This is a genomic window from Herbidospora sp. NBRC 101105 (genome assembly GCF_030269205.1).
Lineage (GTDB): Bacteria > Actinomycetota > Actinomycetes > Streptosporangiales > Streptosporangiaceae > Herbidospora > Herbidospora solisilvae.
In genome coordinates this window covers 39,129-65,101 of sequence record NZ_BSSX01000004.1, presented here as the reverse complement: position 1 = coordinate 65,101, position 25,973 = coordinate 39,129, and the positions used below count along the sequence as shown (strand labels likewise).

The window sequence follows — 25,973 nt, the reverse complement described above, 5'->3', positions numbered from 1 at the left end:
TTCCCCCACGCCGGGAACCACGCCTCCCCCCTCAGGGCACCGCGGTCTGGATGGGCGTGGCGGTGCCCGACACGATCAGCAGGCCCCGCCCGACCGGCCCGCCGCCCGTCGCGCCTCTCGGGAGGCGGACGTTGAACAGGTCGCCGTCCGCCGGGCTCTGGACCGACAGGAGCAGGCCCGTGCGGGCCTTGCGCGCCTCGGCCACGAAACCCCGGTAGGCCGTGGCCAGGTCGCCCGTGGTGCCCGCGATCAGCAGGCCGTGGTCGCCGTCTCTGGCCTTCCGCAGGATCTCGTCGAGGGCGGTGCCGAGCGCCGAGTCGGGGGAGATGAGCTCGGCGTCGTCCACGATCACCACGTAGTTCTCCTGGCCCTCCAGGAGCTTCATCGGGTCGTGCGCCCCGGGCAGCCCTCCGAAGCCTCCGCCGGCCGCCGCCTGGTCGTCCTCCCGCACGCTGCGCGCGTTGCCGTCGAGGACGGCCAGCACGCCCCGCAGCTCCCGCAGCGGGCTGCGGCGCGGCGCGATCACCAGCACCGGCACGTCGCGGTCGAGCAGCGACTGCGCCGCCGTCAGCAACGTCGAGGAACGCCCCGACCGCGACGGCCCGGCGATCACCGCCGCCGGGCCCTGGCCCAGCAGGTCGACGCCCATCGGGGCCAGCGCGTCGCCGCCCGCCCCCAGGAGGGCCCACAGGCGTGAGGGCGGCCGGAAGCCGCGTACGAGACCGAGCGCCTGGTCGGCGGTGATGCGGGCGGGCAGCGCGTCGACCCGCAGCGGCCGGTTGACCGTCGCCGGGGCGGCCGTGCGGGCGAGCGACTGGAGGGCCGCCACCTGCGCGGGGCCCGAGGGATCGTCGGCCAGCAGGGCGATCTGGCTCTCCACGATGCCGTGCTCGCTCATCGACAACGCCCGCCCGTTGGGCATCGACGACGGCACGTTCTTCGCCGGGAGACCGGCCAGGCCGTAGTCGGCCGGGTCGGCCAGCCGCAGCACCAGCCGGTCGTCGAACACCGTCGAGATCTGGCCGATCAGGCCCGACCGGTCGGAGGTCACCACCGCCCGCAGGCCCACGGCGGGGCCCTCGCGGAGGATCTGCATCACCCCGTCGACCAGCCGCCCGTAGTCGTAGTTCTCGAAGGCCGCGACGAAGCCCTCCCACCGGTCGATCATCAGCAGCAGCCACGGTTCCTTCAGGCCCGCCGCCCGCGCCTCGGCCAGCGACGCGAACCCCGCCTCCGCGAGGAGCTGCTGCCGCCGCGCGATCTCGGCGCGCAGCCGCGCCAGCAGCCGTTCGACCCGGTCGAGCTGGTCGCGCGTGACGACCGCGCCGCAGTGGGGCAGGGCCACCAGCGGCAGCAGCGCGCCCGAGCCGCAGTCGACGGCGTGCAGGTGGAGGTCGTCGGCGGTGACCTGGCGGGCCAGCGATCCGGCGATGGTCCGCAGGGCCGTCGACCGGCCGCTGCGGGCGGTGCCGGCGATCAGCAGATGGCCGGGGCCCAGCACCAGGGGACGCCGTTGCTGCGCCCACGGCAGGTCGGTCACGCCGAACGCGATCGTCTCGCCGTCGACCTCGGGCAGGGCGACCTGGTCGGTCAGCGGGGGCAACCAGGGGCTCGGCTGCTTGGGCACCCCGCGCGACACCTCGATCACCCGGTCGACCAGGCGGGCCAGGTCGGTCGTCCCTGCCAGCTCGGATACGAGGGTGCTCGCCGGCGGACGCCCAAGAGCCTCCCAGGGCAGGTCGGTCACCCGTACCTGCCCGGGCGACCCGCCCCCGCCGGGCGCCCGCCCCCCGATGCGAGCGGCCTGGACGGCCACCGCCGGCCCCGCGCCCGACCGGACGTAACAACGCCCGGGGGTGGACTTGGGGATGTGGGCGGCCTCCGGCCCGTCGATGACGTCGGCCGACTCGCGGGCGTCGGTGACCCGAAGCGCGATCCGGAGCGACGTGTTGGCCTGGATGTCGGCGGTCACCACGCCGGCGGGGCGCTGGGTGGCGAGGATCAGGTGGATGCCGAGCGAGCGGCCCCGGCGGGCGATGTCGACCAGGCCCTCGACGAACTCGGGCAACTCGGCGACCAGGGCGGCGAACTCGTCGATGATCAGCACCAGGCGCGGCATCGGCTCCCGGACGCCCGTCGTCCGGACGGCGGCCCGCCCGAAGATGCCCGGGGCGGTGGCCTGCCGGACGCCGGTGGCGCCCATGATCCAGGTCGTGCCGCGCTCGTCGAGGTAGTCGTCGATGTCCTTGGCCCCGGCCTCGAGCAGCAGCCGCTCCCGGCGGCGGATCTCGGCGGCCAGCGAGGCGAGGGCACGCTGGGTGAGGTGGGCGTCGAGGTCGCTGACCATGCCGACTGTGTGGGGCAGCCGCACGCACTCCTTGAACGCCGCGCCGCCCTTGTAGTCGACCAGCACGAAGGTCATCTCGTCGGGCCGGTTCACCGCCGCCAGGGAACTGATCAGCGTTTGCAGGAGCTCCGACTTGCCCGCGCCGGTGGTGCCGGCGATCAGCGCGTGGGGGCCGTCACGGCGCAGGTCGACCGAGAACGGCCCGTCGGGGCCCACGCCCAGGACCGCCCGGGTCGACCGGCCGGGGTTGTCGGGTACGTCGATCAGGTCGAGCAGCCGGGCCGAGTCGGGCAGCGCGGCCGACGGGTCGTCGCGGCTCACGTCGCGCAGGGGCGCCAGCGAGCGGGCCAGCCGGTCGGCCCACGCGGGGGAGACCTGGTCGGGCCGGATCGTGCCCAGGGCGTCGAGACCGCCGCCGCGCAGCCGGATCGTGCCGTCGTCCTCGCAGGCCACGACCGTCGCGCACTCCTCCGGCAGGAGCGACTGGGCCTCGTCCAGCGCGATCGTGTAGACCCCGGCGGGCGGGCCCTGGCGCAGCACCTGCGGCATGCCGGGCAGCGCCCGCATCGCCTGGGCGCCGTCGAGCACGACCAGCACGTCGTAGGGCCGCTCGTCGTAGGTGCCGAACGACGGCTCGGCCTGTTTGGGGGCGCCCCGGCCCAGGTCGTTCCAGCTCGACGGGCCGCCCGTCAACCGGCCCGGCTTCAGCAGCGGGCCGCCCTCGTCGCCCTGCCGCTCGGTGATCAGGGCGGCCAGTTCGGCCACCCGCCGGGCGGCCGACTCGGGGTCGCCGCCGATGGAGGCCAGGCTGCCGGTCGCGTGGGTGACGCAGTGGGGCAACCAGCGCACCCAGCCCCACTGCGACGCACCGTCGGGGTTGGCCGACAACACGACGATCGCCAGGTCACGGGGGCTGTGCAGGGTGGCCGCCTGGGCCACCAGCCAGCGCGCGACCGCGAGGGCGCCCGGCCGGGGGCCGGTCACCCCGGCCACGCCCAGGCGGCGCATCGCCAGCGCCACCGGGACGTCGCGGGCCGGCGGCACCAGCTCGGGGGCGGGCGGGTCGAAGGTGATCTCGGCGGGCAGGTCGGCCAGGCCCACCCGCAGCCGCAGCGCGTCGGCGTCGTGGGTGCGCCGTTCCCAGAGCCGCCGCCTCGGGCCGGTCGCGGTCAGCAGCAGCTCGGCCGGGTCGGGGGCGGCCGCCCGCCGGGCCGCCTCGTCGGCCGCGCGGGCCTTCTCGACCGCCCGGTCGAAGGCCTCCATGGCCGCCTTGTGGTCTTTCACGGCCTGGCGGTGCTGCTTGCGGCCGTGCCGCCGATCGCTCGCCCACTGGCCGATCATGATCATCGGGGTCATGAACGCGATCAGCAGGAAGTACCAGTTCTGGAACGCCCACGCCATGACCAGCCCGAACGCCGCGGGCAGGAACGCCGCCAGCAGTTGCAGCCGGGCGCCCTCGGGCCGCCGCGGCTCCTGCGGCACCTCGATCTTGGCCACCCGCTCGGGCGGCACCAGCCGGGGCGGCCGGTTGTACGCCAGCCCGCCGTCGGGCAGCGCGTCGAGGTGGGCGTCGGGGGGTTCGACGCGGCCGACCGTGAAGACCGAATGGCCGATCCCCAGCACGGCGTTCTCGGGCCAGTCGACCGGCCCGGTCACCGGCTCCCCGGCCAGCCGCAGCGGCACCGTGCCGACCGGCTCGACCGTGATCGCGGCCGGGCCCAGCCGGACCACCGCCGCCTCGGGCGGGAGCAGAGGGTCGGCCACCGCCACGGCGCACGCCGGATCGCGGCCGATCACGTGTGCGCCGAGCCCCAGGCGGTGGACCGACCCGGCTCCCGGGCCACCGGCGACCCTCAGTTCGGCCGTGCCGCCGGGCTCCTCGACCACGGTGGCGGCCGCCCCGGCGGGGTCGAGCGCCACCCGGTCGCCGTCGCGCAGCAGGCCGAACACGCGCGCGTCGGCGGGCAGCGGACGGCCGTCGAGCCAGAGCACGCCGTCGTGGGCGGCCGCGTCGTGGACCGCCTCCCGGTCGATGCCGTAGGGCGCCCGCGCCCGGGGGAGCCGGACGACGTTGCCCAGGGTGCGGGTGTCGAGGGCGGCGGCCAGGCCGGTGGCCGTGGTCGACTCGTCGCCGTCGACGATCACGTCACGGTGACCGGCGCCGCCGACGACGGTGAGGGTGATCCGCATCGGCGGTACTCCAAGGGGATCGGTGGCGGGGTCACCGTACAGAGACGGCGCGTCACCACGGCGGGGTATGACCGAATCGGTTGGTGTGTGGACAAGGGCGCGACCCTGTGGGTAACCCTGTGGATAACGTGGCCGTATTCCGGAAGCGCCCGTGCGGTCACCCTGCTGCCAGGTGGGCCTTTTGCCGGGTTCTTCCGCCCCGTTCACCTCGCGTTTCTGTGGAAAACGGGTGGGGTTGTCCACAGGTGTCCGGGATGTTCGGGCGACTTATACCGAAATTCCATATCCCTTGCGGTTGTGTCCGGCTCCAGTGTTATACGAAAGAGGCTGGGGTAATTGTGGCTTCTGTGACCGCTGGGACTTCTCGCCCTGTCTACCTGGGAAAACGGGCGATGATGCCGTTCTCTTTGACGGCGTGACCTATAACCGATAAGCATGGCTCGCCATTTTTCGGAACCTGCGGGTTCGGCGATGTCCATAATGGCGTGATATTTCGTCGCGAATCCTAAATTGCTTTTGATCTGGGAGTTCCCTGCCCATGAGGACCAGCGAGAAGCCCGTCCGGGACGTCCCCCGCCCCGTCAACGGCTCCCCCGTCGATCGGCCCACCCTTTCCGGACCGGCCTCGCGCAAGCTGCCGGTGCCACCACGGGAGCGCAAACCCGCGCTCGCGGCCGTCGCCGTGCTCCTCATCGTCGGCGGCGCCCTCACCAGCACCCTCCTCGTCATGCGCAGCGGCGACCGCGTCTCGGCCGTCGGCGTCGCCGAGCAGATCGGCGCGGGGCAGCAGATCCCGGCCGCCGCGCTGCGCGAGGTGCAGATCGCCGACACCGGGATCGCGTACGTGCCCTGGCGGCACCGCGACCAGGTGACCAAGACCTTCGCCGCCGTGACCCTGCTGCCCGGCACGCTGCTGACCGAGACGATGGTCACCGACGACAGCGAGGAGGTCGGCCCCAACCGGGCCAGGGTCGGGCTCTCGCTCAAGGCCGGGCAGTATCCGTCGGGCCTGACCGCCGGCGACGTCGTGCAGGTCATCTACGTCCCGGGCAACGCGCGGGCGGGAGCCGTTCCGCAGAAGGTGCTGGTGCCCTCCGCGCGGGTGCACAGCGTCGGGTCGTCGGAGCGGGGCGCCTCCGGGCTGGTCACCGTGATCGTCGACGCGTCGCTCTCGCCGCAGGTCGCGGCGTTCGCCTCGACCGGGGAGATCGCCCTGGCGGTGCTCCCGGGGGCCAGGTAGCCGATGGCGCTGATCGTGCTCGCCGCCGACAAGGGGGCGCCCGGGGTCACCACCGCGGCGACCGCCCTGGGGGCCGTGTGGCCGCGCCCGGTGCTGCTGGCCGAGTGCGACCCGTCCGGGGGAGACCTGGCCTACCGGCTGCCGGCGGCCGACGGCGGGGTGCTCAACCCGGCCCGCGGGCTGCTCAGCCTCGGCGCGGTGGCCCGTCGGGGCCTCCACCCCGACCAGGTGTACGAACACACCCAGCGGCTCGTCGGCGGCCTCGACGTGCTGGCCGGGCTGACCAACGGCGAGCAGGCGGCCGGGCTGACCTGGCTCTGGGGGCCGCTCGGGCGCTCGTTCGCCGCGCTCGACCACGCCGACGTGCTGGCCGACTGCGGGCGTCTCGGCGTACAGCCCGCACTGAACGAGCTGGTCGACGAGGCCGACCAGATCATCCTGTTCACCCGGGCCAGCCTCGACCACGTCGCCCACTTACGGGAGCGGCTGACCCTGCTGAAGCGGCGGGTGGGCGTGGTCGTGGTCGCCGACCCGCGCAACTACCGGCCCTCGCTCGACGAGGTGCGGCGCATCGTCACGGGCTGGGACGTCTCGTTCGTCGGCGGCATCGCCTACGACCCCAAGGGCGCCGAGCTGCTGCGCGGAGAATGGGGCGGCCGGCTGGAGCGCAGCCCGCTCATCCGGACCGCCCGCGAGCTCGCCGGACGGCTGGCCGGCCACCTCCAGAAGAAGGTGGCGCCGTGATCGACCACACGCTCGTCAAACGGTTCCGCCAGGAGGTCGGCGACCGGCTGGCCCACCAGCGGCGGCTCGACCAGGCCGGCGGCATCCCGCCGATGAGCGGCGAGGACGAACGCCAGTTCGCCCGCGCCCTGATCGCCCAGGTCCTCGAAGAGTTCGCGCGCGGCGAGATCGGCGTGGGCCGCACCCCGCCGACGGTCGAGGAGGAGGAGGCCCTCGCGGCCGGCATCCACGCCGCCCTGTTCGGCGTCGGCCGCCTCCAGCCGCTCCTCGACGACCCCGAGGTCGAGAACATCGACATCAACGGCTGCGACCGGGTCTTCGTCAGCTACGCCGACGGCCAGGAGGTCAGCCACGAGCCGGTGGCCGAGTCCGACGAGGAGCTGATCGAGCTCATCCAGATCCTCGCGGCCTACTCGGGCCTGTCGTCGCGCCCGTTCGACACCGCCAACCCCCAGCTCGACCTGCGCCTTCCCGACGGGTCGCGGTTGTCGGCCGTCATGGACGTCGCCGTGCGGCCCGCGATCTCGATCCGCCGGGCCCGGCTGGGCAAGGTGTTCCTGACCGACCTGGTCGGCAACGGCACGCTGACGCCCGACCTGGCCCGCTTCCTGTCGGCGGCGGTGCAGGCGCGCAAGAACATCATGATCGCCGGGTCGACCAACGCCGGGAAGACGACCCTGCTGCGCGCGATCGCCAACGAGATCCCCGTCCACGAACGCCTGATCACCGTCGAACGCGCCCTTGAGCTGGGCCTCGACCAGTTCCCCGAGCTCCACCCCAACGTGGTCGCCTTCGAGCAGCGGCTGCCCAACTCCGAGGGCCAGGGCGAGATCACCATGGCCGAGCTGGTGCGCCGCTCGCTGCGCATGAACCCGTCTCGGGTGATCGTCGGCGAGGTCCTGGGCGACGAGATCGTGACCATGCTCAACGCGATGACCCAGGGCAACGACGGCTCGTTGTCGACGATCCACGCGAACTCGTCGATGGAGGTCTTCAACCGCATCGCGACCTACGCCCTGCAGGCCGAGGAGCGGCTGCCGATCGAGGCCTCCCACATGCTCATCGCCGGGGCGATCGACTTCGTGGTGTTCATCGAGAAGCGCAACGACTACCACCGGGGCGGGGCGCTGAAGCGTTTCGTCTCCTCCGTCCGCGAGGTCGCGGGCTGCGACGGCCGGGTCCTGTCGTCGGAGATCTTCACCGCCTCCGAGGCCGGGGTGGCGGTGGCGCACGCCCCCATCGCCTGCATCGACGAACTCGTCCACCACGGCTACGTGCCGTCGGCCGGGGGTGGCTGGTCATGATCCCGTTCGATCCGCTCGTGATCCTGGCCGGCGCCGCCGCCGGCGGTGGCCTCTTCCTGCTCTTCCTCTCCCTGTACGGCCTGCGCCCGCGCCCGGCCTCACCCGACACCGGCGCGGAGCGGCTCCGGTGGTTGCAGTCCCTGACCACCCGGGGGGCCGTCGCCGCCATCGCGGGCGGCCTGACCCTGGTGGTGACCGGCTGGCCGGTCGTCGCCGTCGGCGCGGTGCTCCTGGTGATCGCCTGGAAGGGCTTCACGGGCGGCGCGGCCGAGGAACGGGCCGCGATGAAGCGCCTCGAAGGCCTCGCCGCCTGGGCCGAGTCGCTGCGCGACACCATCGCGGGCGCGGCCGGCCTCGAACAGGCCATCCCCGCCTCGATCCGGGCCGCCGCCCCCATGCTCCAGCCCCACCTGCGCGCCCTGGTCGACCGCCTGCGCGCCCGCATGCCCCTCGGCGACGCCCTCCGGATGTTCGCCGACGAACTCGACGACCCCTCGGCCGACCTCGTGGTGGCGGCGCTGATCCTCAACTCCCGCCTGCGCGGGCCGGGCCTGCGCGACGTGCTCTCGGCCCTGGCCGTGTCGGCCCGCGAGGAACTCGACATGCGCCGCCGCGTGGAGGCCGAACGCCGCTCGACGAGGAGAAGCGTGCAGATCGTGGTCGGCACGGCCCTGGCCTTCGCGGCGTTCCTGGTCATCGCCAACCGCGACTACGTGGCCGAATACGACTCCTTGCTGGGCCAGGCCGTGCTCGTGGTCGTGGCGGCGCTGTTCGGGGCGGGCTTCGCCTGGATGCGCCGGCTGGCCCGCTTCGACAAGCCGGGCCGAATCCTGGCCCCTTACCGGCGTCCGGAACCGGCGGAGGCGGTGACCTCATGAGCAGCCAGGCATGCGCGGGGCCGATCGGCCCGTGCTCTTTCCCCCGGCTCCGTCGCACGGCGATAGGCCGAGATCTCGGGCGTGAACGGGCTGCCGGGTGGGCGAGGTGGGGAGCCGAAAGCCGGCTGGATATGCCGAAATTTCGGGCGCGGAAGCGCCCGGTCACCTGCTGGTGCGATCGGACTGCTGCCAGACCGATCCGGCATGACGCGGCCCGGCGGTCCTCCCGTGTCAGACCGCGAGCGTCCTTCGTGCAGGGGCCTGGCGTGGCTCTGCGGCATCAGGGCCGCGCCGTCCCTCTGCGGTATCGGGGTGGCGCCGTCTCTTTGCGGTATCGGGGTGGTGCCGTTCCTCTGTGGCATCAGGGCCGCGCTGTCTCTCTGCGGCATCGCGGTCTTGCCGTTCCTCCGCGGCATCAGGGTCGTGCCGTTCCTCTGTGGCATCGCGGTCCCGCCGCTCCTCCGCGACATCAGGGCCGTGCCGTCTCTCTGTGGCATCAGGGCCGCGCCGTTCCTCTGGAGGTGATCGCGTGATCGCCATCGCTTTCGCCGGGGGCGTGCTCGGGCTGGGGATTCTGCTGCTTCTGCGGGCCCTGTTCCCGCCACGGCCCGGGCTGGCGACGCGTCTCGCGGCGCTCGACGTCGCGCGGACCGGGGAGGACGCGCCCAAGACGCCGCTCGTCGCGCCCGACGAGGAGGTCAGCGCGTTGCGGCAGGCCCTCGGGCAGCGGCTCGCCAGGTTCTATGCCGCCCGAGGGTGGGAGGCGCGGTCGATCCGGGCCGATCTCACGCTGCTCGGCAAGTCGTTCGAGGGGTTCCTCGCGACCAAGGTGCTGCTCGCCGTCTCGGGGCTGCTCGCCTTCCCGCTGCTGGTCGGATGGCTGGCGGTCATGGGGTGGGGGGTGTCGTTCCAGATTCCGCTCTGGTCGGCGCTGCTGGTCAGCGTGATCTTCTTCTTCCTGCCCGACGTCCAGATCGGCAAGGACGCGGCCGTTCGCCGCCGCGACTTCCGGCACGCCGTCGGGGCGTTCCTCGACCTGGTCGCCATGAATCTGGCCGGCGGGCGCGGGGTGCCCGAGGCGCTCATGATGGCCGTCTCCGTCGGCACCGGCGCCGAGGTGAACGCCCCCGGCTCCAACTGGGCGTTGGAGCGCATCCGCGAGGCGCTCGCCAACGCCCGGATCGTCGGCATCACCCCCTGGCAGGCCCTCGGGCAACTCGGCGACGAGATCAACGTCGACGAGCTGCGCGATCTGTCGGCCGCCCTCGGGCTCGTCGCCGACGACGGGGCCAAGGTGCGGTCGTCGCTGACGGCCCGCGCGGCCACGCTCCGCAGGCGCGAGCTGGCCGAGATCGAGGGCAAGGCGGGCGAACGCTCGCAGTCGATGCTCGTGGCGCAGCTCCTGCTGTGCGCGGGCTTCGTGATCTTTCTCAGTTACCCGGCCGCGATGAAAATGTTGGGATCCTGAACATGATCGATTACCTGGTGGCGATGATCAGCGTCCGCATCCACAAGGCCCGGACGGCCCCCTCACGCGGGGCGTCGGCGGTCGAGTGGGCCATCATCACGGCGATCATCGCCGGGGTGGCGCTGGGCCTGGCCGCGCTCATCCAAGGCCTCGTCGAGTCCCGCTCGGCCGAGATCACCACCAACTTCGGCGGCGGCGAATCCGGTGGCGGCGGCGGTGGTGAGTGAGACGTCCTGACCGACGGGACGGCGACCGGAACGACGACCGGGGCGCGACCGTCATCGAGCTCGCGCTGCTCATGCCGGTCGTCCTGGTCGTGGTGCTGCTGATCGTCCAGATGGCCCTCTGGTTCCACGGGCGGCAGGTCGCCGACGCGGCCGCGCGCGAAGGAGCCAGGATCGCACGGGCCGGCGACGACGACTGGCAGGGCGCCGCCGAGGCCAAGGCCCGGCAGATCATCCAGGCCATCGGCCCGGAGATCCTCCAGTCGGCCACGGCGACCGCGTGGGAGGAGGGCGACTCACGCGGGGTGGAGGTGACGGGCAGCGCGGTGCAGGTCGTGCCGCTGCTGCCCGAGATCTCCTTCACGATCACGGCCCGCTTCGGCGGCCCGGTGGAGTGTTTCCGGCCCGACGACGGCAGCGGGGGGTGTGCGCCGGATGAGTGAGCAGGCAGTGGATCGAGGGTCCATGTCGGTCGAGACGGTCATGCTGGCGCCCGTCCTGCTGCTCTTCCTGCTGTTCCTGGTCGGCGCCGGACGTGTCGTCGAGGCCCAGGGCGAGGTCAACGGCGCCGCCCGCGACGCCGCCCGGGCCGCCTCGGTGCAGCGCGACAGGGGCGCGGCCGAGGAGGCCGCCACGTCGGCGGCGACCGGTGCGCTCGCCGACTGCCCGCCGGAGGTGTCGATGGCGGGCACCGACTGGCGCTCGGGCGGCGCGGTCGAGGTGACCGTGACGTGCACGCTCGACCTCGACTTCCTCGGCTTCGGCGCCGGCGTGACGATCACCGGGGACTCCGTCGTCCCCTTGGAGCAGTTCCGGAGGGTGGAGTGAGACGGGCCGACCGGGGATCGATGTCCACCTTCGTGGTGCTCTTCTCGGTCGCCGTGTTCCTGCTCGCGGGCCTGCTCGTCGACGGGGGCGCGGCGATCAACGCCAAGTTGCGCGCGGCCGACATCGCCGAGCAGGGCGCGCGGGCGGCGGCCGACCGGATCGACGTCGAGACGCTCCGGGCGACCGGCCGGCTGCGGCTGCTCGGCGACGCGGAGGTGTGCGGCCGGGCCGGCGAGATCGTCTCCGCGCACGACGCCGACGGGGTCGCGATGGGCCGGTGCACGGTCGGGGCGGGCCAGACCGAGGTGACGGTGGAGGTGAGCGTTACATGGGAAGCGTTCTTCCTGGCCGCGATCGGGTTTCCGGGGTCGGAGATGACCGCGTCGGCGACGGCCGTCCCCGACCAGGGAGACGGCGCGTGAAACGGACCGCCGGTGACGTCTTCGCCGGGCTGGCGGCCCTGGTGGCGCTGGTCGCGCTGCTGGGCGGCGTCCCGTATGCCCTGATCCGGTTCGCCGGGCCGCCGATCCCCGACGAACTGCTCGACCTCGACGCGCTGATGAGCCAGGTCGGCACCGAGACGATCATCGCCGTGCTGGTGCTGCTGGTGTGGGTCGCCTGGGTCCAGCTCGTGCTCTGCGTCCTGGTCGAGGTGTACGCCGGGATCCGCCGCATCGGCATGCCCGCGCGGGTCCCGCTGTCGGGCGGCACCCAGGTGCTGGCCAACCGGCTGGTCTCGGCCGTGCTGGTCCTCTTCACGGTCTCCGCCGTCGCCGTCCCGCTGACGAGGTTCGCGTCCACGCCCGTGGTGCCCGTCAAGCCGACGCTGGTGAGCGCCGAGTCGACGATCCCCGAGCGCGCCGCCCTGGTTCCGCGCGGCGAGGTCAAGAAGGTGTACGTCGTCCAGCCGCCCCACGGCCGGCACCACGAGAGCCTGTGGGAGATCGCCGAGAAGTGCCTCGGCGACGGCCGCCGCTACGGCGAGATCTACGAGCTGAACAAGCACAAGGAACAACCCGACGGGGCCCGCCTCCACATGGCCGACCTGATCCGGCCGGGCTGGGTGCTGGACATGCCGGGCGACGCCCGCAACACCCACGTGGTCCCCGCCGACGACAGCCGCACCGAGATCCTCAACGACCACCCGGGCCCACCCGGCAAGGACAAGGCCGACCGCACCACCCCCCAGCCCGACCGGGCCGCCCAGCCGGACCGTGACACCCAGCCGGACCGGGCCACGCAACCCGACCGGGCCACCCAACCCGACCGGGTTGCCCAGCCCGACCGCGACACCACGCGACCGGGCGACGACACCCGCTTCGAGAACCGCGACAACACCCACGTCCAACCCCCGGCGAACGGCCAGCGGCCAGGGGCCACCCCCACGCAGGAGCCGACGCGGCCACCCTCCGAGAACCGCCGGCCCACCGTCACCCCGACCCCGCCGCCCGCAGCAGGGGAGGACAACACCGTCCGCCCGCCGGTCACGATCGAGCCGACCCGCCCACCGGTCGACGGCGACTTGACCGTGCCAGGAGGCCTGGACAACACAACCCGCCCCCCTGCCACGGGAAGCCAGGGCGACAACCCGACGCGGCCCCCGGCCGCCGAGCCGACCCGCCCCGGCCAGTCAGAGACCGGCAGGCCCGAGGCTGGGAGGCCCGAGACCGGCAGGCCCGAAGCGACCGCAGGCCCAGAACGTACAGAGCCCAGGAAACCGATCCCGACCGTCACCGCCACCACCCCCGCCGAGGAGGCCGGCCTCGGGGACACCACGATCCCCAGGTCAGGGGTGGTCGCAGCCCCCGAAGGCGGCACCATCCTCACCACCCCGGCCGCCGGCCAGGGCTGGACCGAGCAGGTCGACCTGGTCGACTACCTCGCCGGCGCCTCGCTGCTCTCGGCGGGGCTGCTCCTGCTGCTGGGCAGGCGGCGCAGGCGGCAGCTCTGGACGCGGGCGTTCGGGCACCGGATCCAGCGGCCCAGGGGAGAGGCCGCCTCGGCGGAGGTCGCGATGCGGCTCGGCGCGGACGCCCCGGGCAGCCGCGTCCTCGACGCCGGGCTCCGGCTGCTCGGCAGGCTGCTGGCCGAGGCCGACCGGCGGCCGCCCGCCATCTACGCCCTGCACCTGTCGGCGCGCGGCATGGACCTGTGGGTGCATCCGCCGAGCCAGGACGCCCCGGCCCCGTTCGAGGCCGCCGACGGCGGGCAGATCTGGCGGCTGGCCGCCCACGAGGCCAGACGGCTCGACGACCAGGCTTTGGCCGACGTCCCGGCCCCCTATCCGGGCCTGTTCTCGCTCGGCACCGCCGAGACCGGCCGGGTGCTCGTCGACCTGGAGGCCGCCCACGGCGTCATCAGCGTCGTCGGGCCGCAGGCGGTCGCCGCCCTGTCGGCGCTCGCCGTCGAGCTGGTCACCAACCGCTGGTCGGACACGATGAAGGTCACCCTGGTCGGCTTCGGCCACGAGCTCCGCGCCATCGCCCCCGAAAGGGTCAACGTCGCGGCCTCGCTGGCCGAGGTCCTGCCGGAGTTCGAGAACGCCGCGCAGCCGCCCGACGTCCTCACCGGGCGCATCCACGGCCGGGCGAACGACCCCGTCCACCCGCCCCACTACCTGCTGAGCGCCGTCCAGCCGACCGCCGACGAGGCGCGCCGGCTCGCGGTCCTGGCGAAGAACACCAGGGCGGCGGCCGGATACGTGATCGCCGCGCCGCTCCAGCACGCCACCTGGACGTGGGAGGTCACCGAAGACGGCCGTTCGGTCATCGACGCGCTGGGCTTCGACGTGAAGGCGCAGCTGCTGCCGCGCCGCCACTACAAGGCCATCGTCGACCTCTTCCGCACCGCCGAGGACCGGCAGGGCGAGCCGCTGCCGCTGCCGGAGATCCGCCGCCACGACGAGCCCCCGGCCATCGAGGTCCGCATCCTCGGCCCGATCGAGATCTCCCCGGTCAACGCCCTGGAGGAGGGCCGCGCCGCGCTCGCGCACGAACTGGTCGTCTACCTGGCCACCCATCCGGGGGGTGTGCACCCGGTGGTGCTGGGCGGGGTGCTCTGGCCGCGCGGGGTGCAGCCGATGGTGCGCGACGCCACCCTGGCCCGCGTCGCCGAGTGGCTCGGCAAGGACCACGAGGGCCGCCCCTACCTGTACGCCGACGCCTCCGGCCGCCTCCACCTCAGCGAGGAGGTCAGAACCGACTGGTCGATGTTCCAGGACCTGGTCAGGAGAGGTGACCCGATGTCGTTGGAGAAGGCGCTGCGCCTGGTCAGAGGCCCGCTGCTGAACCCCAGACCGGCGGGCCGCTACGCGTGGCTGGCCGCCGACCCGCTGGAGTTCGACGTCACCGCCTCGGTGGCCGACGCCGCCCACCGGCTGTGCGAGTCGCGCCTCTACCGGGGCGAGGCCGAGGGCGCGACGGCCGCCGCCAGGGCGGGGCTGCTGCTGGCCCCCGACGACGAGGGCCTCTGGCGCGACCTGCTCAGAGCCGCCCACGCCACCGGAGACCCGGCCCGGCTCCGCGCCGTGGTCGACGGCCTGCACCGCCGGGCCGCCTCCCATCCATACGGAGGCGGCATGGCTCCTGAGACCGAAGCACTCATCGACGAACTGCTCCCCGTGTGGCGAGCGACGACCACCGCGTGAGAACCATGCCGAAACACACACATCACTGGATCACGGTCCGGCCCGGTCGTTACGTTCACCCCGTGCGCTGGGTAGCCGTCATCGGGCTCGTCACCACCCTGACCGCCTGCGGAGCCCCGGCGGACCGGGGTTTCACGCCGCAGGGCGCGGCCCCGTCGAAGGCCGCCGTCGCGGCCGCGCCGGCGACCGCCGAGACCGTCACGATCAGCGACGGCCTGAGCGTCTCCATCGAGTGGCCCGACCGGCGCGACGAGATGATCACCGCCTTCACCGACTCCTACGTGAACCAGTGGAAGGCGGTGGCCTCCGGCGGCGCGGACGAGACGTACCTGAGCAACGTCGAAGACGCCGCCAGCCGGGTCGCCTACGCCTGGGTGTCCGGCTTCACCCGGACGAAGACCTCGGCGAAGGGCACCGCGAAGCTCTATTCGATCAGGGTCGCCGCGGTCGACGGCCGGGGCGCCGAGATCGACGCCTGCGTCGACACGTCGGGGATGCAGGTGGTCGACGCCGCCGACGCCCCGCTGGCACAACAGCCCAACTGGACCAAGCCCCCCAAATCCATCTATCTCCAGGTCGCCGCCGTACGGCGAGGGGACGACGGAACCTGGCGCGTCAAGTTCTTCCAGCACGCCGCCTTTCCCGACCAAGCCGCGAAGGAGTGCCAACGGTGAAAGCCGCGCTCGCGTTGACACTGGCCCTGAACCTGGTCGCCGCCGACCCGACCCCTGGCGGCGCCCACGGCAAGGGGTTCCAGACGGGCCGGACCGTCGGAGTCCAGCTGACCAACTCCACCATCGTCATCAGCGGCAACGGGACCGGCGGCCGGGCTGACGGCTACCGGATCAAGCGCCCGTGCTGGTACGAGCCCGGCAAGTCGGCCGAGGACATGCTGCAGAGCCAGGAGCAGCTCCGGAGCTGGTGGTTCCACACCAACCCGGGCGGCACCGAGGAGGACTTCCAGAAGTTCCTGGAGCAGTACAAGGACAAGGTCGGCCAGGACGGCCGCTGGTGGTCGCCGGCCTACAACGCCGCCGACCCCGGCGGCATGGCCTGCTGGTCGAACCTCGAAGGGGCGTTGTGGGTGCCCGACGGCGAGACCCCGGCCGGGGGCATCACCATGGAGGAACTGCTCCAGATCGCCCGCGCCGCGCTGACCGTGCCCGAACCGACGATCCAGCTCAACCCCGACGCGAAGAGTTACGTCAACCTGCCGACGTGGGTCTGGCTCGGCGACCAGGGCGCGACGACGCGGTCGGTCACCGCGACCCTGCCCGGCGTCATGTCGGCCACGGTCACCGCGAGGCTCGCCAACATCGAGATAAAACCCGGCACCACCCGCGCCGAGGTGGCGAAGGACTGCGGCACCACCGGTCATCCCTATGTGAAGGACGGAAAGTTCCGGTGCGGCGTCACCTATCTGCGCGCGTCGGCCGACCAGCCGCGCAAGGTCTACACGCTGACGGTGACGACGGTCTGGCCGGTGACGAGCAACGTCGACCAGTCTGTCGTGCCCTTCGTTTACGATCCGGTTGAGGCGACGGTAACCCGAGACGTGCCCGTGGGTGAGGTGCAAACCTCTGTCGAGGGGTAGTCGTCTCAGCCCGTGATCGTGCGTCCGTCACATCTCCTTCGGCGCACGATCACGGCCCCGACTACAGCGATGCGCCTTCGTGGGCGAGCAGCCACTCCTTGACCGGCGTGCCGTAGTAGTAGCCGCCGTAGCCGCCCGACGACGGCAACACCCGGTGGCAGGGCACGAACGGCGCGACCAGGTTCTGCGCGCACGCGCCGCCCGCCGCGCGGGCCGCCGTCCGCGGCATTCCGGCCCGTTCGGCCAGTTCCGCGTAGCTCACCGTCGTCCCGGCCCTGACCCCGCGCAGCGCGGTCAGGAGCCGCTGCCGCCGGTCGCTGCCGGGCTGGACGGCCGCGATGCCGTCGAGGGCGTCGAGGCGTCCGTCCAGATATTCCTTTACGGCTCCCGCCGCCCCCGGCACCTCCCCGACGGTCAGGCCAAGCTTCCGCAGTTCCGGGGAGAGCCGGGCGAACATGGCCTCGGGGTCGCCGGTGAAACCGGCCGCCACCAGGACGTCGTCGTGCGCGAGCATGGCCAGGGGGCCCACGGGCGTCGGCACGGTCTGGGCGATGATCATGATTTCTCCTCGGCGTTCCACAGATGCAGCGCGGCGTAGGCCCGCCAGGGCCGCCAGCGCTCGGTCTCACTCATGGGGATGGCCAGCGCGGCCATCGTGCGGCGCAGCCCGAGATCGTCGTCAGGCCACGCGTCGGGGTCGCGCAGCGCCCGCAGGGCGACGTATCCGGCCGTCCACGGCCCGATCCCGGGCAGTTCGACCAGCGCCGCGACCGTCTCGGCCGGATCGCCGGCCTCCAGGTCGATCTCCCCGGACGCCACGGCCTTCGCGGCGGCCCGCAACGTCGCCACCCGGCGGGTCGTCAGGCCCAGCCCGTCGAGGTCGAGGCCGGCCATCTCCTCGGCCGACGGGAAGATCTCCGCCGACCGGGCGGCGATGCGCCCCAGGATCGTGCGGGCCCCGGCGACGGAGATCTGCTGGCCGACGATCGCCCGTACGAGCAGCTCGAAGGAGTCCCACGCCCCCGGCACCCGCAAGCCCGGCCGGGCCGCGACGAGCGGCCCGAGCGTGGTCGGTTCGAGGGCGGCGGCGATGGCGTGGGGGTCGGCGTCGAGGTCGAGCAGCCGGCGGCACCGGGCCACGATCCTCGCGAGATGCCGGGTGTCGCCGCCGGTCACGGTCAGCCTGACGTGGTCGGTGACCGGGGTCAGCGTGACCTCGCCGCCGGGGATGCGCCGCTTGCAGACGGCGTTGTCGACGACCTCCTCCACGCCCGGCACGGCCCGCGCGGCGAGGAAGCCCAGCAGGGCCCGCGCCTCGAACGGCTGCCGGACCCCCAGCCGCAGCGTCAGCCCTCCGGCGGCCATCGGCCCGTCGGATCTGCGCAGGTCGCCGGGCGCGAACCGGTAGGACTCCTTCATGGCGGCGTTGAACTGGCGTACCGAACCGAACCCCGCCGCGAAGGCCACGTCGGCCATCGGCAACGAGGTCTCGGTCAGCAGCTGCTTGGCCAGCAGCAGCCGCCGGGTCCGCGCCACCGCGAGCGGCCCGGTGCCGAGCTCGGCCGCGAACAGCCGGTGCAGGTGGCGCTCGCTGACGTGCAGGCGGCGGGCCAGCTCGGCCACCCCGCCGTCGTCGGCCACCCCGTCGTCGATCAGCCGCAGCGCCCGCCCGACCAGGTCGGCCCGGACGTCCCACCCGGGCGCGCCGGGCGACAACTCGGGCCGGCACCGGCGGCACGGCCGGAACCCGGCCGCCTCCGCCGACGCGGCGTGGTCGTAGAAGCGCACGTTCTTCCTGGCCGGTGTCCGCGCCGGGCAGATCGGCCGGCAGTAGATGCCGGTCGAGGTCACCGCCGTGTAGAACCGCCCGTCGAACCTGCGATCCCTGGCCGAGATCACCAGATAGCGCTCTTCGAAGTCGAGTGTGTTCACGTCGAACACGCTACGCCCAGCTCACGGGGACGAGCTGGCGGAATTCGGACGTCAGCATGGCAACCCTCTGACCAGGGGCGACGTCACGAACGCCCCGCCTTCGCGGCCGGTCGGCGCCGGTTGCGGTCGGGCGGAGCCGTGAAGCGACCTACTTCGAGGAGATGCCGACGCCCAGGTCGAACTCGCGGTAGACGCGCGCCCAGAAGCCGTCGCGCAACCAGACGCGGGCCTCCGGGTAGGGGCGCAGGGAGTGCCCGAGCTCCTTCTCGGCCTCGATGAGCAACTCGGTGTCGATGACCGTCGGCAGGAGCGGTCCCGGGAGCAGGTCGCGGATGTTGTCGCGGCCCCGCGTCAGGATCCACTTCTGCGCGACGTGCTCGCCGACCTCCTCCACCCGCGGGCGGCTCGGCCCGAGCTTGGGCTGGCCCGCCTGCTTCTGCGGGGGTGCGGCGGGTTTCGCCGTGCGGCCCGCGAAGACCTGGGCCGGTGAGGGCGGCGGGGTCACCGCCACCGGGATCGGCGCACGCGTGAAATAGGCCCTCAGGAAGTCGGCGGTGATGATCTCAACGGTGTCGGACTCCCAGACCAGCCGTTCGGCCTGGTTCGTGCCAAAGGGGGGCTCCACCCCCCAGAGGTGCACCCTGACCCCGTAGGCCTGGGCGGCCTCCACCGCCGGCACCATGTCCTCGTCACCCGCGATCAAGACGGTGTCGCTGACGGCGTGGTGCCGGGCCAGCGCCTCCAGGTCGCTCCGTATCTGCGCGTCGACGCCCTTCTGCTGGCCACGCGCGTTGAGGTTGCCAAGCCGCACCTTCACCCAGGGGAGCTGGGCGATCACCCGCTGGTCGACCGTGGGAACCCGGTCGCGGGCGGCGTCGTACCAATAGACACGCAGGAGCTCGCCGGGAAGGCGCTCCATGGCATGCTTCTGCAGGGACTGGATCAGTTCGTCGGCCGCGACGCGATATTCCTTGCGTTCCTTCGCGCCCAGCAGAACCTCGCCGGCGGCGGCGTAGAGATAACCGACATCGACGAGAACCGCGTATTTCGCTGCCATGCTGTGCACTGCGAGGTCCGGGATGGCCATCGCGTCCTCCAGGCCTCGTCTCCGTGTGTTGTTGGTCTAGCTGCTATTGCCCTTTTGGAGATACTCCCAACTCTTGGGCCACTTGACACCCGGTTCGGCCGATCTAATCCCTGTCTATTCGGGTAGTCCGCTGGCCCTCCAGGTTCCCTTACCGGGCCTTGGGGGGACGTTTCCCCGCATCCTTCGCGAAGGGGCCCGCCACCTGGGCGGACTCGGCTCACGTTCCGGCTCCGTCAGTGAAATATGACGTAGCGCTACGACGAGCGCGGCCACCTCTTCGGGCGTCGCGTCGCCGCGCACGATCCTCAGGTGGGTCATAGGGGGATGTTCCCATGCTTCTTCGGCGGGAGGGAGGCCCGCTTGTTCCGCAGCGTCCGCAACGACCGGATGATCTTCACGCGGGTGTCGGAGGGGCGGATCACCGCGTCGACGTAGCCCCGCTCGGCGGCGAGATAGGGGTTGGCGAGGGTGTCCTCGTACTCGGTGATGTAGCGGGCCCGCGCCGCGTCGGGGTCCTTCGCGTCGGCCAGCTCGCGGCGGTAGAGGATGTTGACCGCGCCCTGCGCGCCCATCACCGCGATCTGCGCGGTCGGCCAGGCCAGGTTGATGTCGGCGCCGAGGTGCTTGGAGCCCATGACGTCGTAGGCGCCGCCGTAGGCCTTGCGGGTGATCACGGTGACCAGGGGGACGGTGGCCTCGGCGTAGGCGTACAGGAGCTTGGCCCCGCGCCGGATGATGCCGTTCCACTCCTGGTCGGTGCCGGGCAGGAAGCCGGGCACGTCGACGAAGGTCAGCACCGGCAGGTTGAACGCGTCGCAGGTGCGCACGAACCGGGCCGCCTTCTCGGAGGCCGCGATGTCGAGCGTGCCGGCCAGCGACATCGGCTGGTTGGCGACGATCCCCACCGGATGCCCCTCGACCCGCCCGAACCCGACCAGGATGTTCGGCGCGAATCCGGCGTGCACCTCCAGGAACTCGCCGTCGTCGAGCACGTGCGAGAGCACGGTGTGCATGTCGTAGGGCTGGTTGGCCGAGTCGGGGATCAGCGTGTCGAGCTCCCGGTCCTCATCGGTGACCGTGAGGTCGGCCTCGGCGTCGAAGACCGGCGGCTCGTCGAGGTTGTTCGAGGGCAGGTACGACAGCAGCGCCCGCGCGAAGTCGAGGCAGTCCTGCTCGTCGGAGGCCTCGTAGTGGGCCACGCCCGACCGCGAGTTGTGCGTGTGCGCGCCGCCGAGCTCCTCGAACGTCACCTCCTCGCCGGTGACCGTCTTGATCACGTCGGGCCCGGTGATGAACATGTGGGACTTCTCCGACACCATCAGCACGAAGTCGGTGAGGGCCGGCGAGTAGACCGCGCCTCCGGCGCACGGGCCCATGATCAGCGAGATCTGCGGGATCACGCCCGAGGCGTGCACGTTGCGGCGGAAGATCTCGGCGTACAGGCCGAGGGAGACCACCCCCTCCTGGATGCGCGCGCCCCCGGAGTCGTTGATGCCGACGACCGGGCAGCCGGTCTTCAGAGCGTGGTCCATGACCTTGACGATCTTCTCCCCGAAGACCTCGCCCAGCGACCCGCCGAACACGGTGAAGTCCTGCGCGAACACCGCGACCGGACGCCCGTCGACCGTGCCGTAGCCGGTCACGACGCCGTCGCCGTAGGGCCGTTCGCGGTCCATCCCGAAGCTGGTCGACCGGTGCCGCGCCAGCTCGTCGAACTCGACGAAGGAGCCCTCGTCGAGGAACGCCGTCAGGCGCTCGCGGGCGGTCATCTTGCCCTTCTCGTGCTGCTTGGCGACCGCGCGCGCCGACCCCGCGTGAGCCGCCTCGTCGAGCCGTCGCTCCAGGTCGGCGATCTTTCCCGCCGTCGTGTGCACGTCGATCTCTGGCACCGGTTGAGCAGTCATGGCGCAAGGGTAATCCGGACGCCCTCGCCGACTTCCAGGGGGTGTTCGAGCGTGACCCGCGTGACGCTGGGTAGTCGCGTCGCATGAGTACGCAGGCCCCGAGTCTGAAGCGCGTCATCGGACGACGCGTGCTGCTGCTGTTCGTCGTCGGCGACATCCTCGGCGCCGGCATCTACGCGCTCGCCGGCAAGGTGGCGGGCGAGGTCGGCGGGGCACTCTGGCTGCCGTTCCTGGTCGCCTTCGTCCTGGCGGCCCTGACCGCGACCGCCTACGCGGAGCTGGTCGGCAAGTATCCCCAGGCGGCCGGCGCGGCCCTCTACACCAACCGCGCCTTCGGCGTGCCCTTCCTCACCTTCATCGTGGCCTTCGCCGTGCTGATGAGCGGGGTGACCTCGGCGAGCGCGGCGGCCAGGGCCTTCGGGGGCACCTACCTGGCCGAGTTCGTCACCCTCCCCACCGTGGTGGGCGCTCTGATCTTCCTGGCCGTCGTGACCCTGGTGAACTTCGCCGGCATCTCCGAATCGGTCAAGGTCAACGTGGTGCTGACCCTGATCGAGGCGTTCGGCCTCCTGGTCATCATCGCGATCGGCGTGTACGCCCTCCTCACCGGCGACGGCGACCCCTCCCGCGCCCTGGAGTTCCACCCCGAGAACGGCGCCTTCCTCGGCATCCTGGGCGGCACCGCCCTGGCCTTCTACGCCCTCCTCGGCTTCGAGGACTCGGTCAACCTCGCCGAGGAGGCCAAGGACCCGCAACGTTCCTTCCCCCGCGCCCTGTTCGGCGGCCTGGCCGTCGCCGGCCTCATCTACCTGGCGGTGGCGTTCACCGCGACGATGCTGGTCGACACCGAGACGCTGAAGAACTCCAGCGGCCCGCTCCTGGAAGTGGTCAAGGTCGCCGGCCTGGAGTTCCCCCCGAAGCTGTTCGCCCTGATCGCCCTGCTGGCCGTCGGCAACACCGCCCTGATCAACATGCTGATGGCCTCGCGCCTGGTCTACGGCATGGCCCGCGAGGGCATCGTGCCCAAGGTCTTCGGCGCCGTCCACGCGAGCCGCGCCACCCCGTGGGTCGCCATCGTCTTCACCGTCGCCATCGCCGTGGTCCTCGTCTGCACGGGCGACGTGGGCGGCCTGGCCGACACGACCGTCCTCCTGCTGCTCTGCGTCTTCACCATCGTCAACATCGCCGTCCTGGTCCTGCGCAGGGAGACCGTCGACCACGACCACTTCCACGCCCCGTCGTGGGCCCCGGCCCTGGGCGCGGTCGCCTGCGTGATCCTCATCCTCCCGATCACGGGCCGCGAGGGCTCCGTCTACCTCCGCGCCCTCATCCTGCTGGCCATCGGCGTGGTGTTGTGGGCGGTGAACCACCTGGCGGGCCGCCGATCGAACCCCATGTAGCCGGGGCTGGATTCTTCATCTCCGCCCACATATCATCGAGGATATATACCATCGGCGGTATGGTCGAGATCGCGTTGGAGCCTGAGGTGGAGGCGTGGCTGGCGGAGTTGCCCTTCGGGCACTACCAGCGGGTCATGGCGAAGGTGGACCGGTACCTCTGGGATCGATGCGGTCAGCCGGATGGTGATCACGTCAAGAGCCTGCGTGGGGGCGTCAGCGAATTACGGGTGCCGCTGTACGAGTTGTCCTGGCGGATCACGTTCTGGCGGCCCGGAGACGGAACGATCGTTCTGCTCACGGTGTTTGCCAAGACACGCAACGGGCCACAGCATGATGACGTGGAGCGTGCGGTGAAGGCGATGAGGGCTTGCCGACTGGGGCATGACATGAGCACCACCCACGTGTTCGACAGGAGGTCATGATGGCCGGGCACAACACGTGGCGGACTCTGCGGGACAAGCGGCTTCAGGAGGCCGGGGTCGAGGAGCACCCCGAGTACACCCGGGCCCTCCGCGACATGGATCTGGGCGACCGGCTGCGTGAGGTCCGGGTGGCGCGGAACCTGACTCAGGCGGAGGTCGCCGCGCGGGCGGGGATCTCCCAGCCCGCACTTTCCCGCATCGAACTGGGTGGCGGGATACCGACCCTCGAGATGCTCGACCGGATCGGCCGGGCGATGGGGGTCCGGTTCACCATCTCGGTGGGCGAGGAGGAGGCCGAACAGATCGACCTGCTCGCAGGTTGACCGCCGCCACGTCGAACCGCCGCCACGTCGAAATTGTGACCTCCCGGCGTTGATCGGCAGGGCCGGATCCGGGGGAGCCGGGGCAGAGTGGAGGGCATGACAGAGGCGGTTCGGACGCGGGGCCTGGTGAAGGCCTTCGGGCAGCAGGTCGCGGTTGCCGGGGTGGATCTGGTCGTACCGGCCGGGAGTTTCGCGGGGCTCGTGGGGCCCAACGGGGCAGGGAAGACGACCACGCTGAGCATGATCACGGGGCTGCTCAGGCCCGACGGCGGGCTGGTGGAGATCCACGGCGCCGACGCGTGGGCCGAGCCCGTGAAGGTCAAGAGCTCGATCGGGGTGCTGCCCGAAGGGCTGCGGCTCTTCGAGCGGCTCAGCGGGCGGGAGCTGCTGCTCTACAACGCCGAGCTCCGCGGCATCTCCCGGGAGGAGGGCGCGAAGCGGGCGGCCGAGCTGCTGAGGGTCATGGACCTCGTCGAGTCGCAGGACAAGCTCGTGGTCGACTACTCGACCGGCATGCGGAAGAAGATCGGGCTGGCCGCCGCGCTGCTGCACAACCCGGCGGTGTTGTTCCTCGACGAGCCGTTCGAGGGCGTCGACCCGGTCAGCGCCAACACGCTCACCGAGGTGCTGCGCCGTTACACCGCCTCCGGGTCGACCGTGATCTTCTCCAGCCACGTCATGGACCTCGTCGAGCGGTTGTGCGACTGGGTCTCGGTCATGTCCCGCGGCCACATCGTGGCGCAGGGGCCGACCGACGAGGTGCGGCGCGGGCGGTCGCTCAACGAGGCGTTCCTCGACCTCGTCGGGGCCGGCGGGTCGGGAGAGGAGGGGCTGTCGTGGTTGGGCTCTTCGTCCGGCTGAAGCTCCGGTTGATCGCCGGGAGCCTCAAGGGCACCGGGCAGCAGCGGGCCGGGTTCGTCTTCTCGCTGATCGCGGGGCTGCTGGTCGCCCTCGCCGGGTTCTACCTGATGGCGGGGCTGCGGGCGCTCGACCCGTCCATGGCGGCCGACGTCGGGGTGGTCTTCTTCACGGCCATCCTGATCATGTGGATCGTCGGGCCGCTGCTGATGTTCGGGCTCGACGACACCCTCGACCCCGCCCGGCTGGCCCTGTTCCCGCTGACCACCGGGCAGCTCACCCGCGGGCTGCTGGCCTCCTCCGCCGTCGGCATCTGGCCGGTCGCGTCGTTGTTCGCGATGACGGGCGTGATCTTCGGGGTGGCCCGGTCGGTGACCGGCGCCGTCATCGGGATCGTCGCGGTGCCGGTGGCGTTCGCCTGCTGCCTGGTGGTGTCGCGGCTGGTCACCACCGCCCTGTCCGGCGCGCTCCGGACGCGGCGCGGGCGCGACCTGATGGCGGTCGCGGTGATCCTCCTGGTCGTGGGGTCGCAACTCCCGGGCATGCTGCTCAACCAGGGGCTCGGCAACGGCCTGGAGATCATCACGCGGACCGCAGGGGTGCTGCGGTGGTCGCCGACCGGGCTGGCCGCCCACGCCATCGCCGACGGCGGGCTCGTGGGGGTCGCCGAGGTGGTGGCGGTCGCCGTGTTCACCGCGGTCTGCGCGTGGTTGTGGATCGTCGCGCTCAAGGCCGCGCTCACCAGGGCCGACTCCTCCAGCCAGGGCGGCGGGAACGTGCGGCGGTCGCGGTTCGGCGGGCTGCTGCCCGAGGGCGTGCTCGGGGCGGTCGTCGCCAAGGAGCTCAAGTACGCCCGCCGCGACCCCCGGGGCCGGGTCACCTGGGTCAGCGCGCTGGCCGTCATCATCATCATGATCTTCTCGACCCGGAGCAACACCGGCGGCGAGCCGATCGTCTGGATGGGCGTCTTCCCGGTCTGGCTGGGCGGCCTGGTGGTGTCGTTGCAGGCGACCAACTCCTTCGGCATCGACGGCAGGGCCCTGTGGATCAACGCCGTCGTGTACGCCAGACCCGAGGCCCTCCGCGCCGACCTGGCCGGCCGCCACCTGACCATCACCCTGATCGGCGCCCCGCTGATCTGCCTGACGGCGGTGGTCACCGGCCTGCTGACCAGGCCCGAGTGGATCGTCCCTGCGGCCCTGACCGGCGTCGGCGTGATGGGGCTGGTCTTCGCCGTGGGGTCGTTCACCAGCGTCTACGTCGCCTACACCCAGCCCGAGCGCATCAACGCCTTCACCGGCGCGGCCCCCGGCCAGGGCGGGCAGGCGTTCCTGTCGTCGATCGGCTCGCTGGCCGGCGGCGCGGTGTTGTCGCTGCCGGTGCTCATCCCGGTCATGGCGGGCCACCTGTGGGTGTCGGTGCTGATGCCGGTCCTCGGATTCGCCCTCTCCTGGCTGGCCCGCGCCAAGGCGTCGGCGATCGGGTTCCGGCGCATGCCCGAGCTCATGGCGGACGTTTCCCGTCCCACCTGACCATTGGTCTAGTCCAATGGGTGAGACCGGTCTGAGGTCGTTTGAGGGCACT

General features: G+C 72.2%; 24 protein-coding genes. 18 read left to right on the top strand and 6 right to left on the bottom strand.

Annotated elements, in window-relative coordinates; genetic code table 11:
* Positions 1-31: 31 nt before the first annotated feature.
* Positions 32-4,537, bottom strand: a complete 4,506-nt coding sequence (locus tag QSK34_RS17540) for a type VII secretion EssC family protein (protein ID WP_285585366.1) — start codon at positions 4,535-4,537, stop codon at positions 32-34.
* Positions 4,538-5,075: 538 nt separating this feature from the next.
* Here QSK34_RS17540 and QSK34_RS17535 point away from each other — a divergent pair.
* The 13 genes from QSK34_RS17535 (at position 5,076) to QSK34_RS17475 (ending at position 16,463) form a co-directional block, all read left to right on the top strand.
* The gene (locus QSK34_RS17535) at positions 5,076-5,777 is read left to right on the top strand and encodes a hypothetical protein (protein ID WP_202610353.1); all 702 of its coding nucleotides are present in this window, start codon (positions 5,076-5,078) and stop codon (positions 5,775-5,777) included.
* A 3-nt stretch (positions 5,778-5,780) separates the two neighbouring features.
* Positions 5,781-6,521 (top strand): CpaE/TadZ family protein, encoded by a 741-nt coding sequence (locus QSK34_RS17530; protein ID WP_161481688.1) that lies wholly within the window; start codon positions 5,781-5,783, stop codon positions 6,519-6,521.
* Complete coding sequence (locus QSK34_RS17525) at positions 6,518-7,825, top strand: TadA family conjugal transfer-associated ATPase (protein WP_285585363.1); 1,308 nt, start codon at positions 6,518-6,520, stop codon at positions 7,823-7,825. The genes QSK34_RS17530 and QSK34_RS17525 overlap by 4 nt, the downstream gene beginning before the upstream one ends.
* Complete coding sequence (locus tag QSK34_RS17520; RefSeq protein WP_161481686.1) at positions 7,822-8,703, top strand: type II secretion system F family protein; 882 nt, start codon at positions 7,822-7,824, stop codon at positions 8,701-8,703. The genes QSK34_RS17525 and QSK34_RS17520 overlap by 4 nt, the downstream gene beginning before the upstream one ends.
* Before the next feature lie 339 nt (positions 8,704-9,042).
* On the top strand, positions 9,043-9,228 hold the full coding sequence (locus QSK34_RS17515) for a hypothetical protein (RefSeq protein ID WP_285585362.1): 186 nt from the start codon (positions 9,043-9,045) through the stop codon (positions 9,226-9,228).
* 4 nt (positions 9,229-9,232) lie between these two features.
* Positions 9,233-10,171, top strand: coding sequence for a type II secretion system F family protein (locus QSK34_RS17510; RefSeq protein ID WP_285585361.1), 939 nt, complete (start codon positions 9,233-9,235; stop codon positions 10,169-10,171).
* A 2-nt stretch (positions 10,172-10,173) separates the two neighbouring features.
* Positions 10,174-10,398 carry a hypothetical protein gene (locus QSK34_RS17505; RefSeq protein ID WP_030451345.1) on the top strand — a complete coding sequence of 75 codons (225 nt, stop codon included), beginning with the start codon at positions 10,174-10,176 and terminating at the stop codon, positions 10,396-10,398.
* Positions 10,395-10,838: a TadE/TadG family type IV pilus assembly protein gene (locus QSK34_RS17500; RefSeq protein ID WP_285585360.1), complete on the top strand. Its 444-nt coding sequence runs from the start codon at positions 10,395-10,397 to the stop codon at positions 10,836-10,838. Before QSK34_RS17505 ends, QSK34_RS17500 begins: the two co-directional genes overlap by 4 nt.
* A gap of 22 nt (positions 10,839-10,860) precedes the next feature.
* Positions 10,861-11,223 (top strand): TadE/TadG family type IV pilus assembly protein, encoded by a 363-nt coding sequence (locus tag QSK34_RS17495; RefSeq protein WP_161481683.1) that lies wholly within the window; start codon positions 10,861-10,863, stop codon positions 11,221-11,223.
* A gap of 20 nt (positions 11,224-11,243) precedes the next feature.
* Positions 11,244-11,645 carry a pilus assembly protein TadG-related protein gene (locus QSK34_RS17490; protein ID WP_161481682.1) on the top strand — a complete coding sequence of 134 codons (402 nt, stop codon included), beginning with the start codon at positions 11,244-11,246 and terminating at the stop codon, positions 11,643-11,645.
* A complete protein-coding gene (locus QSK34_RS17485) occupies positions 11,642-14,869 on the top strand; it encodes an AfsR/SARP family transcriptional regulator (protein WP_285585359.1) in 3,228 nt (1,075 codons plus the stop codon). Before QSK34_RS17490 ends, QSK34_RS17485 begins: the two co-directional genes overlap by 4 nt.
* A 62-nt stretch (positions 14,870-14,931) precedes the next feature.
* Entirely contained in the window at positions 14,932-15,543 is a 612-nt protein-coding gene (locus QSK34_RS17480; RefSeq protein ID WP_285585358.1) for a hypothetical protein, read from the top strand.
* Positions 15,540-16,463, top strand: coding sequence for a hypothetical protein (locus tag QSK34_RS17475; protein ID WP_285585357.1), 924 nt, complete (start codon positions 15,540-15,542; stop codon positions 16,461-16,463). Before QSK34_RS17480 ends, QSK34_RS17475 begins: the two co-directional genes overlap by 4 nt.
* Positions 16,464-16,524: 61 nt before the next feature.
* Here the strand turns inward: QSK34_RS17475 and QSK34_RS17470 are convergent, their stop codons facing one another.
* From QSK34_RS17470 to QSK34_RS17450, 5 genes are all read right to left on the bottom strand, one after another.
* Positions 16,525-17,022: a methylated-DNA--[protein]-cysteine S-methyltransferase gene (locus tag QSK34_RS17470; RefSeq protein WP_285585356.1), complete on the bottom strand. Its 498-nt coding sequence runs from the start codon at positions 17,020-17,022 to the stop codon at positions 16,525-16,527.
* On the bottom strand, positions 17,019-18,395 hold the full coding sequence (locus tag QSK34_RS17465; protein WP_285585355.1) for a DNA-3-methyladenine glycosylase 2 family protein: 1,377 nt from the start codon (positions 18,393-18,395) through the stop codon (positions 17,019-17,021). The genes QSK34_RS17470 and QSK34_RS17465 overlap by 4 nt, the downstream gene beginning before the upstream one ends.
* 148 nt (positions 18,396-18,543) lie before the next feature.
* Positions 18,544-19,482, bottom strand: a complete 939-nt coding sequence (locus QSK34_RS17460) for an NYN domain-containing protein (RefSeq protein ID WP_030451336.1) — start codon at positions 19,480-19,482, stop codon at positions 18,544-18,546.
* Between the two features lie 114 nt (positions 19,483-19,596).
* On the bottom strand, positions 19,597-19,800 hold the full coding sequence (locus QSK34_RS17455; protein ID WP_081898295.1) for an acyl-CoA carboxylase subunit epsilon: 204 nt from the start codon (positions 19,798-19,800) through the stop codon (positions 19,597-19,599).
* Complete coding sequence (locus QSK34_RS17450; RefSeq protein WP_285585353.1) at positions 19,797-21,386, bottom strand: acyl-CoA carboxylase subunit beta; 1,590 nt, start codon at positions 21,384-21,386, stop codon at positions 19,797-19,799. Before QSK34_RS17450 ends, QSK34_RS17455 begins: the two co-directional genes overlap by 4 nt.
* Before the next feature lie 83 nt (positions 21,387-21,469).
* On the opposite strand from QSK34_RS17450, the gene QSK34_RS17445 reads away from it, so the two are divergent.
* From QSK34_RS17445 to QSK34_RS17425, 5 genes are all read left to right on the top strand, one after another.
* Positions 21,470-22,786, top strand: a complete 1,317-nt coding sequence (locus QSK34_RS17445) for an APC family permease (RefSeq protein WP_285585351.1) — start codon at positions 21,470-21,472, stop codon at positions 22,784-22,786.
* A gap of 59 nt (positions 22,787-22,845) precedes the next feature.
* A complete protein-coding gene (locus QSK34_RS17440; protein WP_285585350.1) occupies positions 22,846-23,208 on the top strand; it encodes a type II toxin-antitoxin system RelE/ParE family toxin in 363 nt (120 codons plus the stop codon).
* Positions 23,205-23,531 carry a helix-turn-helix domain-containing protein gene (locus QSK34_RS17435; RefSeq protein ID WP_285585349.1) on the top strand — a complete coding sequence of 109 codons (327 nt, stop codon included), beginning with the start codon at positions 23,205-23,207 and terminating at the stop codon, positions 23,529-23,531. The genes QSK34_RS17440 and QSK34_RS17435 overlap by 4 nt, the downstream gene beginning before the upstream one ends.
* A 96-nt stretch (positions 23,532-23,627) precedes the next feature.
* Entirely contained in the window at positions 23,628-24,392 is a 765-nt protein-coding gene (locus tag QSK34_RS17430) for an ABC transporter ATP-binding protein (protein WP_285585348.1), read from the top strand.
* A complete protein-coding gene (locus tag QSK34_RS17425; protein WP_285585347.1) occupies positions 24,368-25,921 on the top strand; it encodes a hypothetical protein in 1,554 nt (517 codons plus the stop codon). Before QSK34_RS17430 ends, QSK34_RS17425 begins: the two co-directional genes overlap by 25 nt.
* Positions 25,922-25,973 lie beyond the last annotated feature (52 nt).

Bases quoted from the DNA above. Each gene is read 5' to 3' on its own strand.
- QSK34_RS17540 (WP_285585366.1), bottom strand. From the start codon at position 4,537: ATGCGGATCACCCTCACCGTCGTCGGCGGCGCCGGTCACCGTGACGTG.
- QSK34_RS17535 (WP_202610353.1), top strand. From the start codon at position 5,076: ATGAGGACCAGCGAGAAGCCCGTCCGGGACGTCCCCCGCCCCGTCAAC.
- QSK34_RS17530 (WP_161481688.1), top strand. From the start codon at position 5,781: ATGGCGCTGATCGTGCTCGCCGCCGACAAGGGGGCGCCCGGGGTCACC.
- QSK34_RS17520 (WP_161481686.1), top strand. From the start codon at position 7,822: ATGATCCCGTTCGATCCGCTCGTGATCCTGGCCGGCGCCGCCGCCGGC.
- QSK34_RS17505 (WP_030451345.1), top strand. From the start codon at position 10,174: ATGATCGATTACCTGGTGGCGATGATCAGCGTCCGCATCCACAAGGCC.
- QSK34_RS17495 (WP_161481683.1), top strand. From the start codon at position 10,861: ATGTCGGTCGAGACGGTCATGCTGGCGCCCGTCCTGCTGCTCTTCCTG.
- QSK34_RS17490 (WP_161481682.1), top strand. From the start codon at position 11,244: ATGTCCACCTTCGTGGTGCTCTTCTCGGTCGCCGTGTTCCTGCTCGCG.
- QSK34_RS17470 (WP_285585356.1), bottom strand. From the start codon at position 17,022: ATGATCATCGCCCAGACCGTGCCGACGCCCGTGGGCCCCCTGGCCATG.
- QSK34_RS17460 (WP_030451336.1), bottom strand. From the start codon at position 19,482: ATGGCCATCCCGGACCTCGCAGTGCACAGCATGGCAGCGAAATACGCG.
- QSK34_RS17455 (WP_081898295.1), bottom strand. From the start codon at position 19,800: ATGACCCACCTGAGGATCGTGCGCGGCGACGCGACGCCCGAAGAGGTG.
- QSK34_RS17450 (WP_285585353.1), bottom strand. From the start codon at position 21,386: ATGACTGCTCAACCGGTGCCAGAGATCGACGTGCACACGACGGCGGGA.
- QSK34_RS17445 (WP_285585351.1), top strand. From the start codon at position 21,470: ATGAGTACGCAGGCCCCGAGTCTGAAGCGCGTCATCGGACGACGCGTG.
- QSK34_RS17440 (WP_285585350.1), top strand. From the start codon at position 22,846: ATGGTCGAGATCGCGTTGGAGCCTGAGGTGGAGGCGTGGCTGGCGGAG.
- QSK34_RS17435 (WP_285585349.1), top strand. From the start codon at position 23,205: ATGATGGCCGGGCACAACACGTGGCGGACTCTGCGGGACAAGCGGCTT.
- QSK34_RS17430 (WP_285585348.1), top strand. From the start codon at position 23,628: ATGACAGAGGCGGTTCGGACGCGGGGCCTGGTGAAGGCCTTCGGGCAG.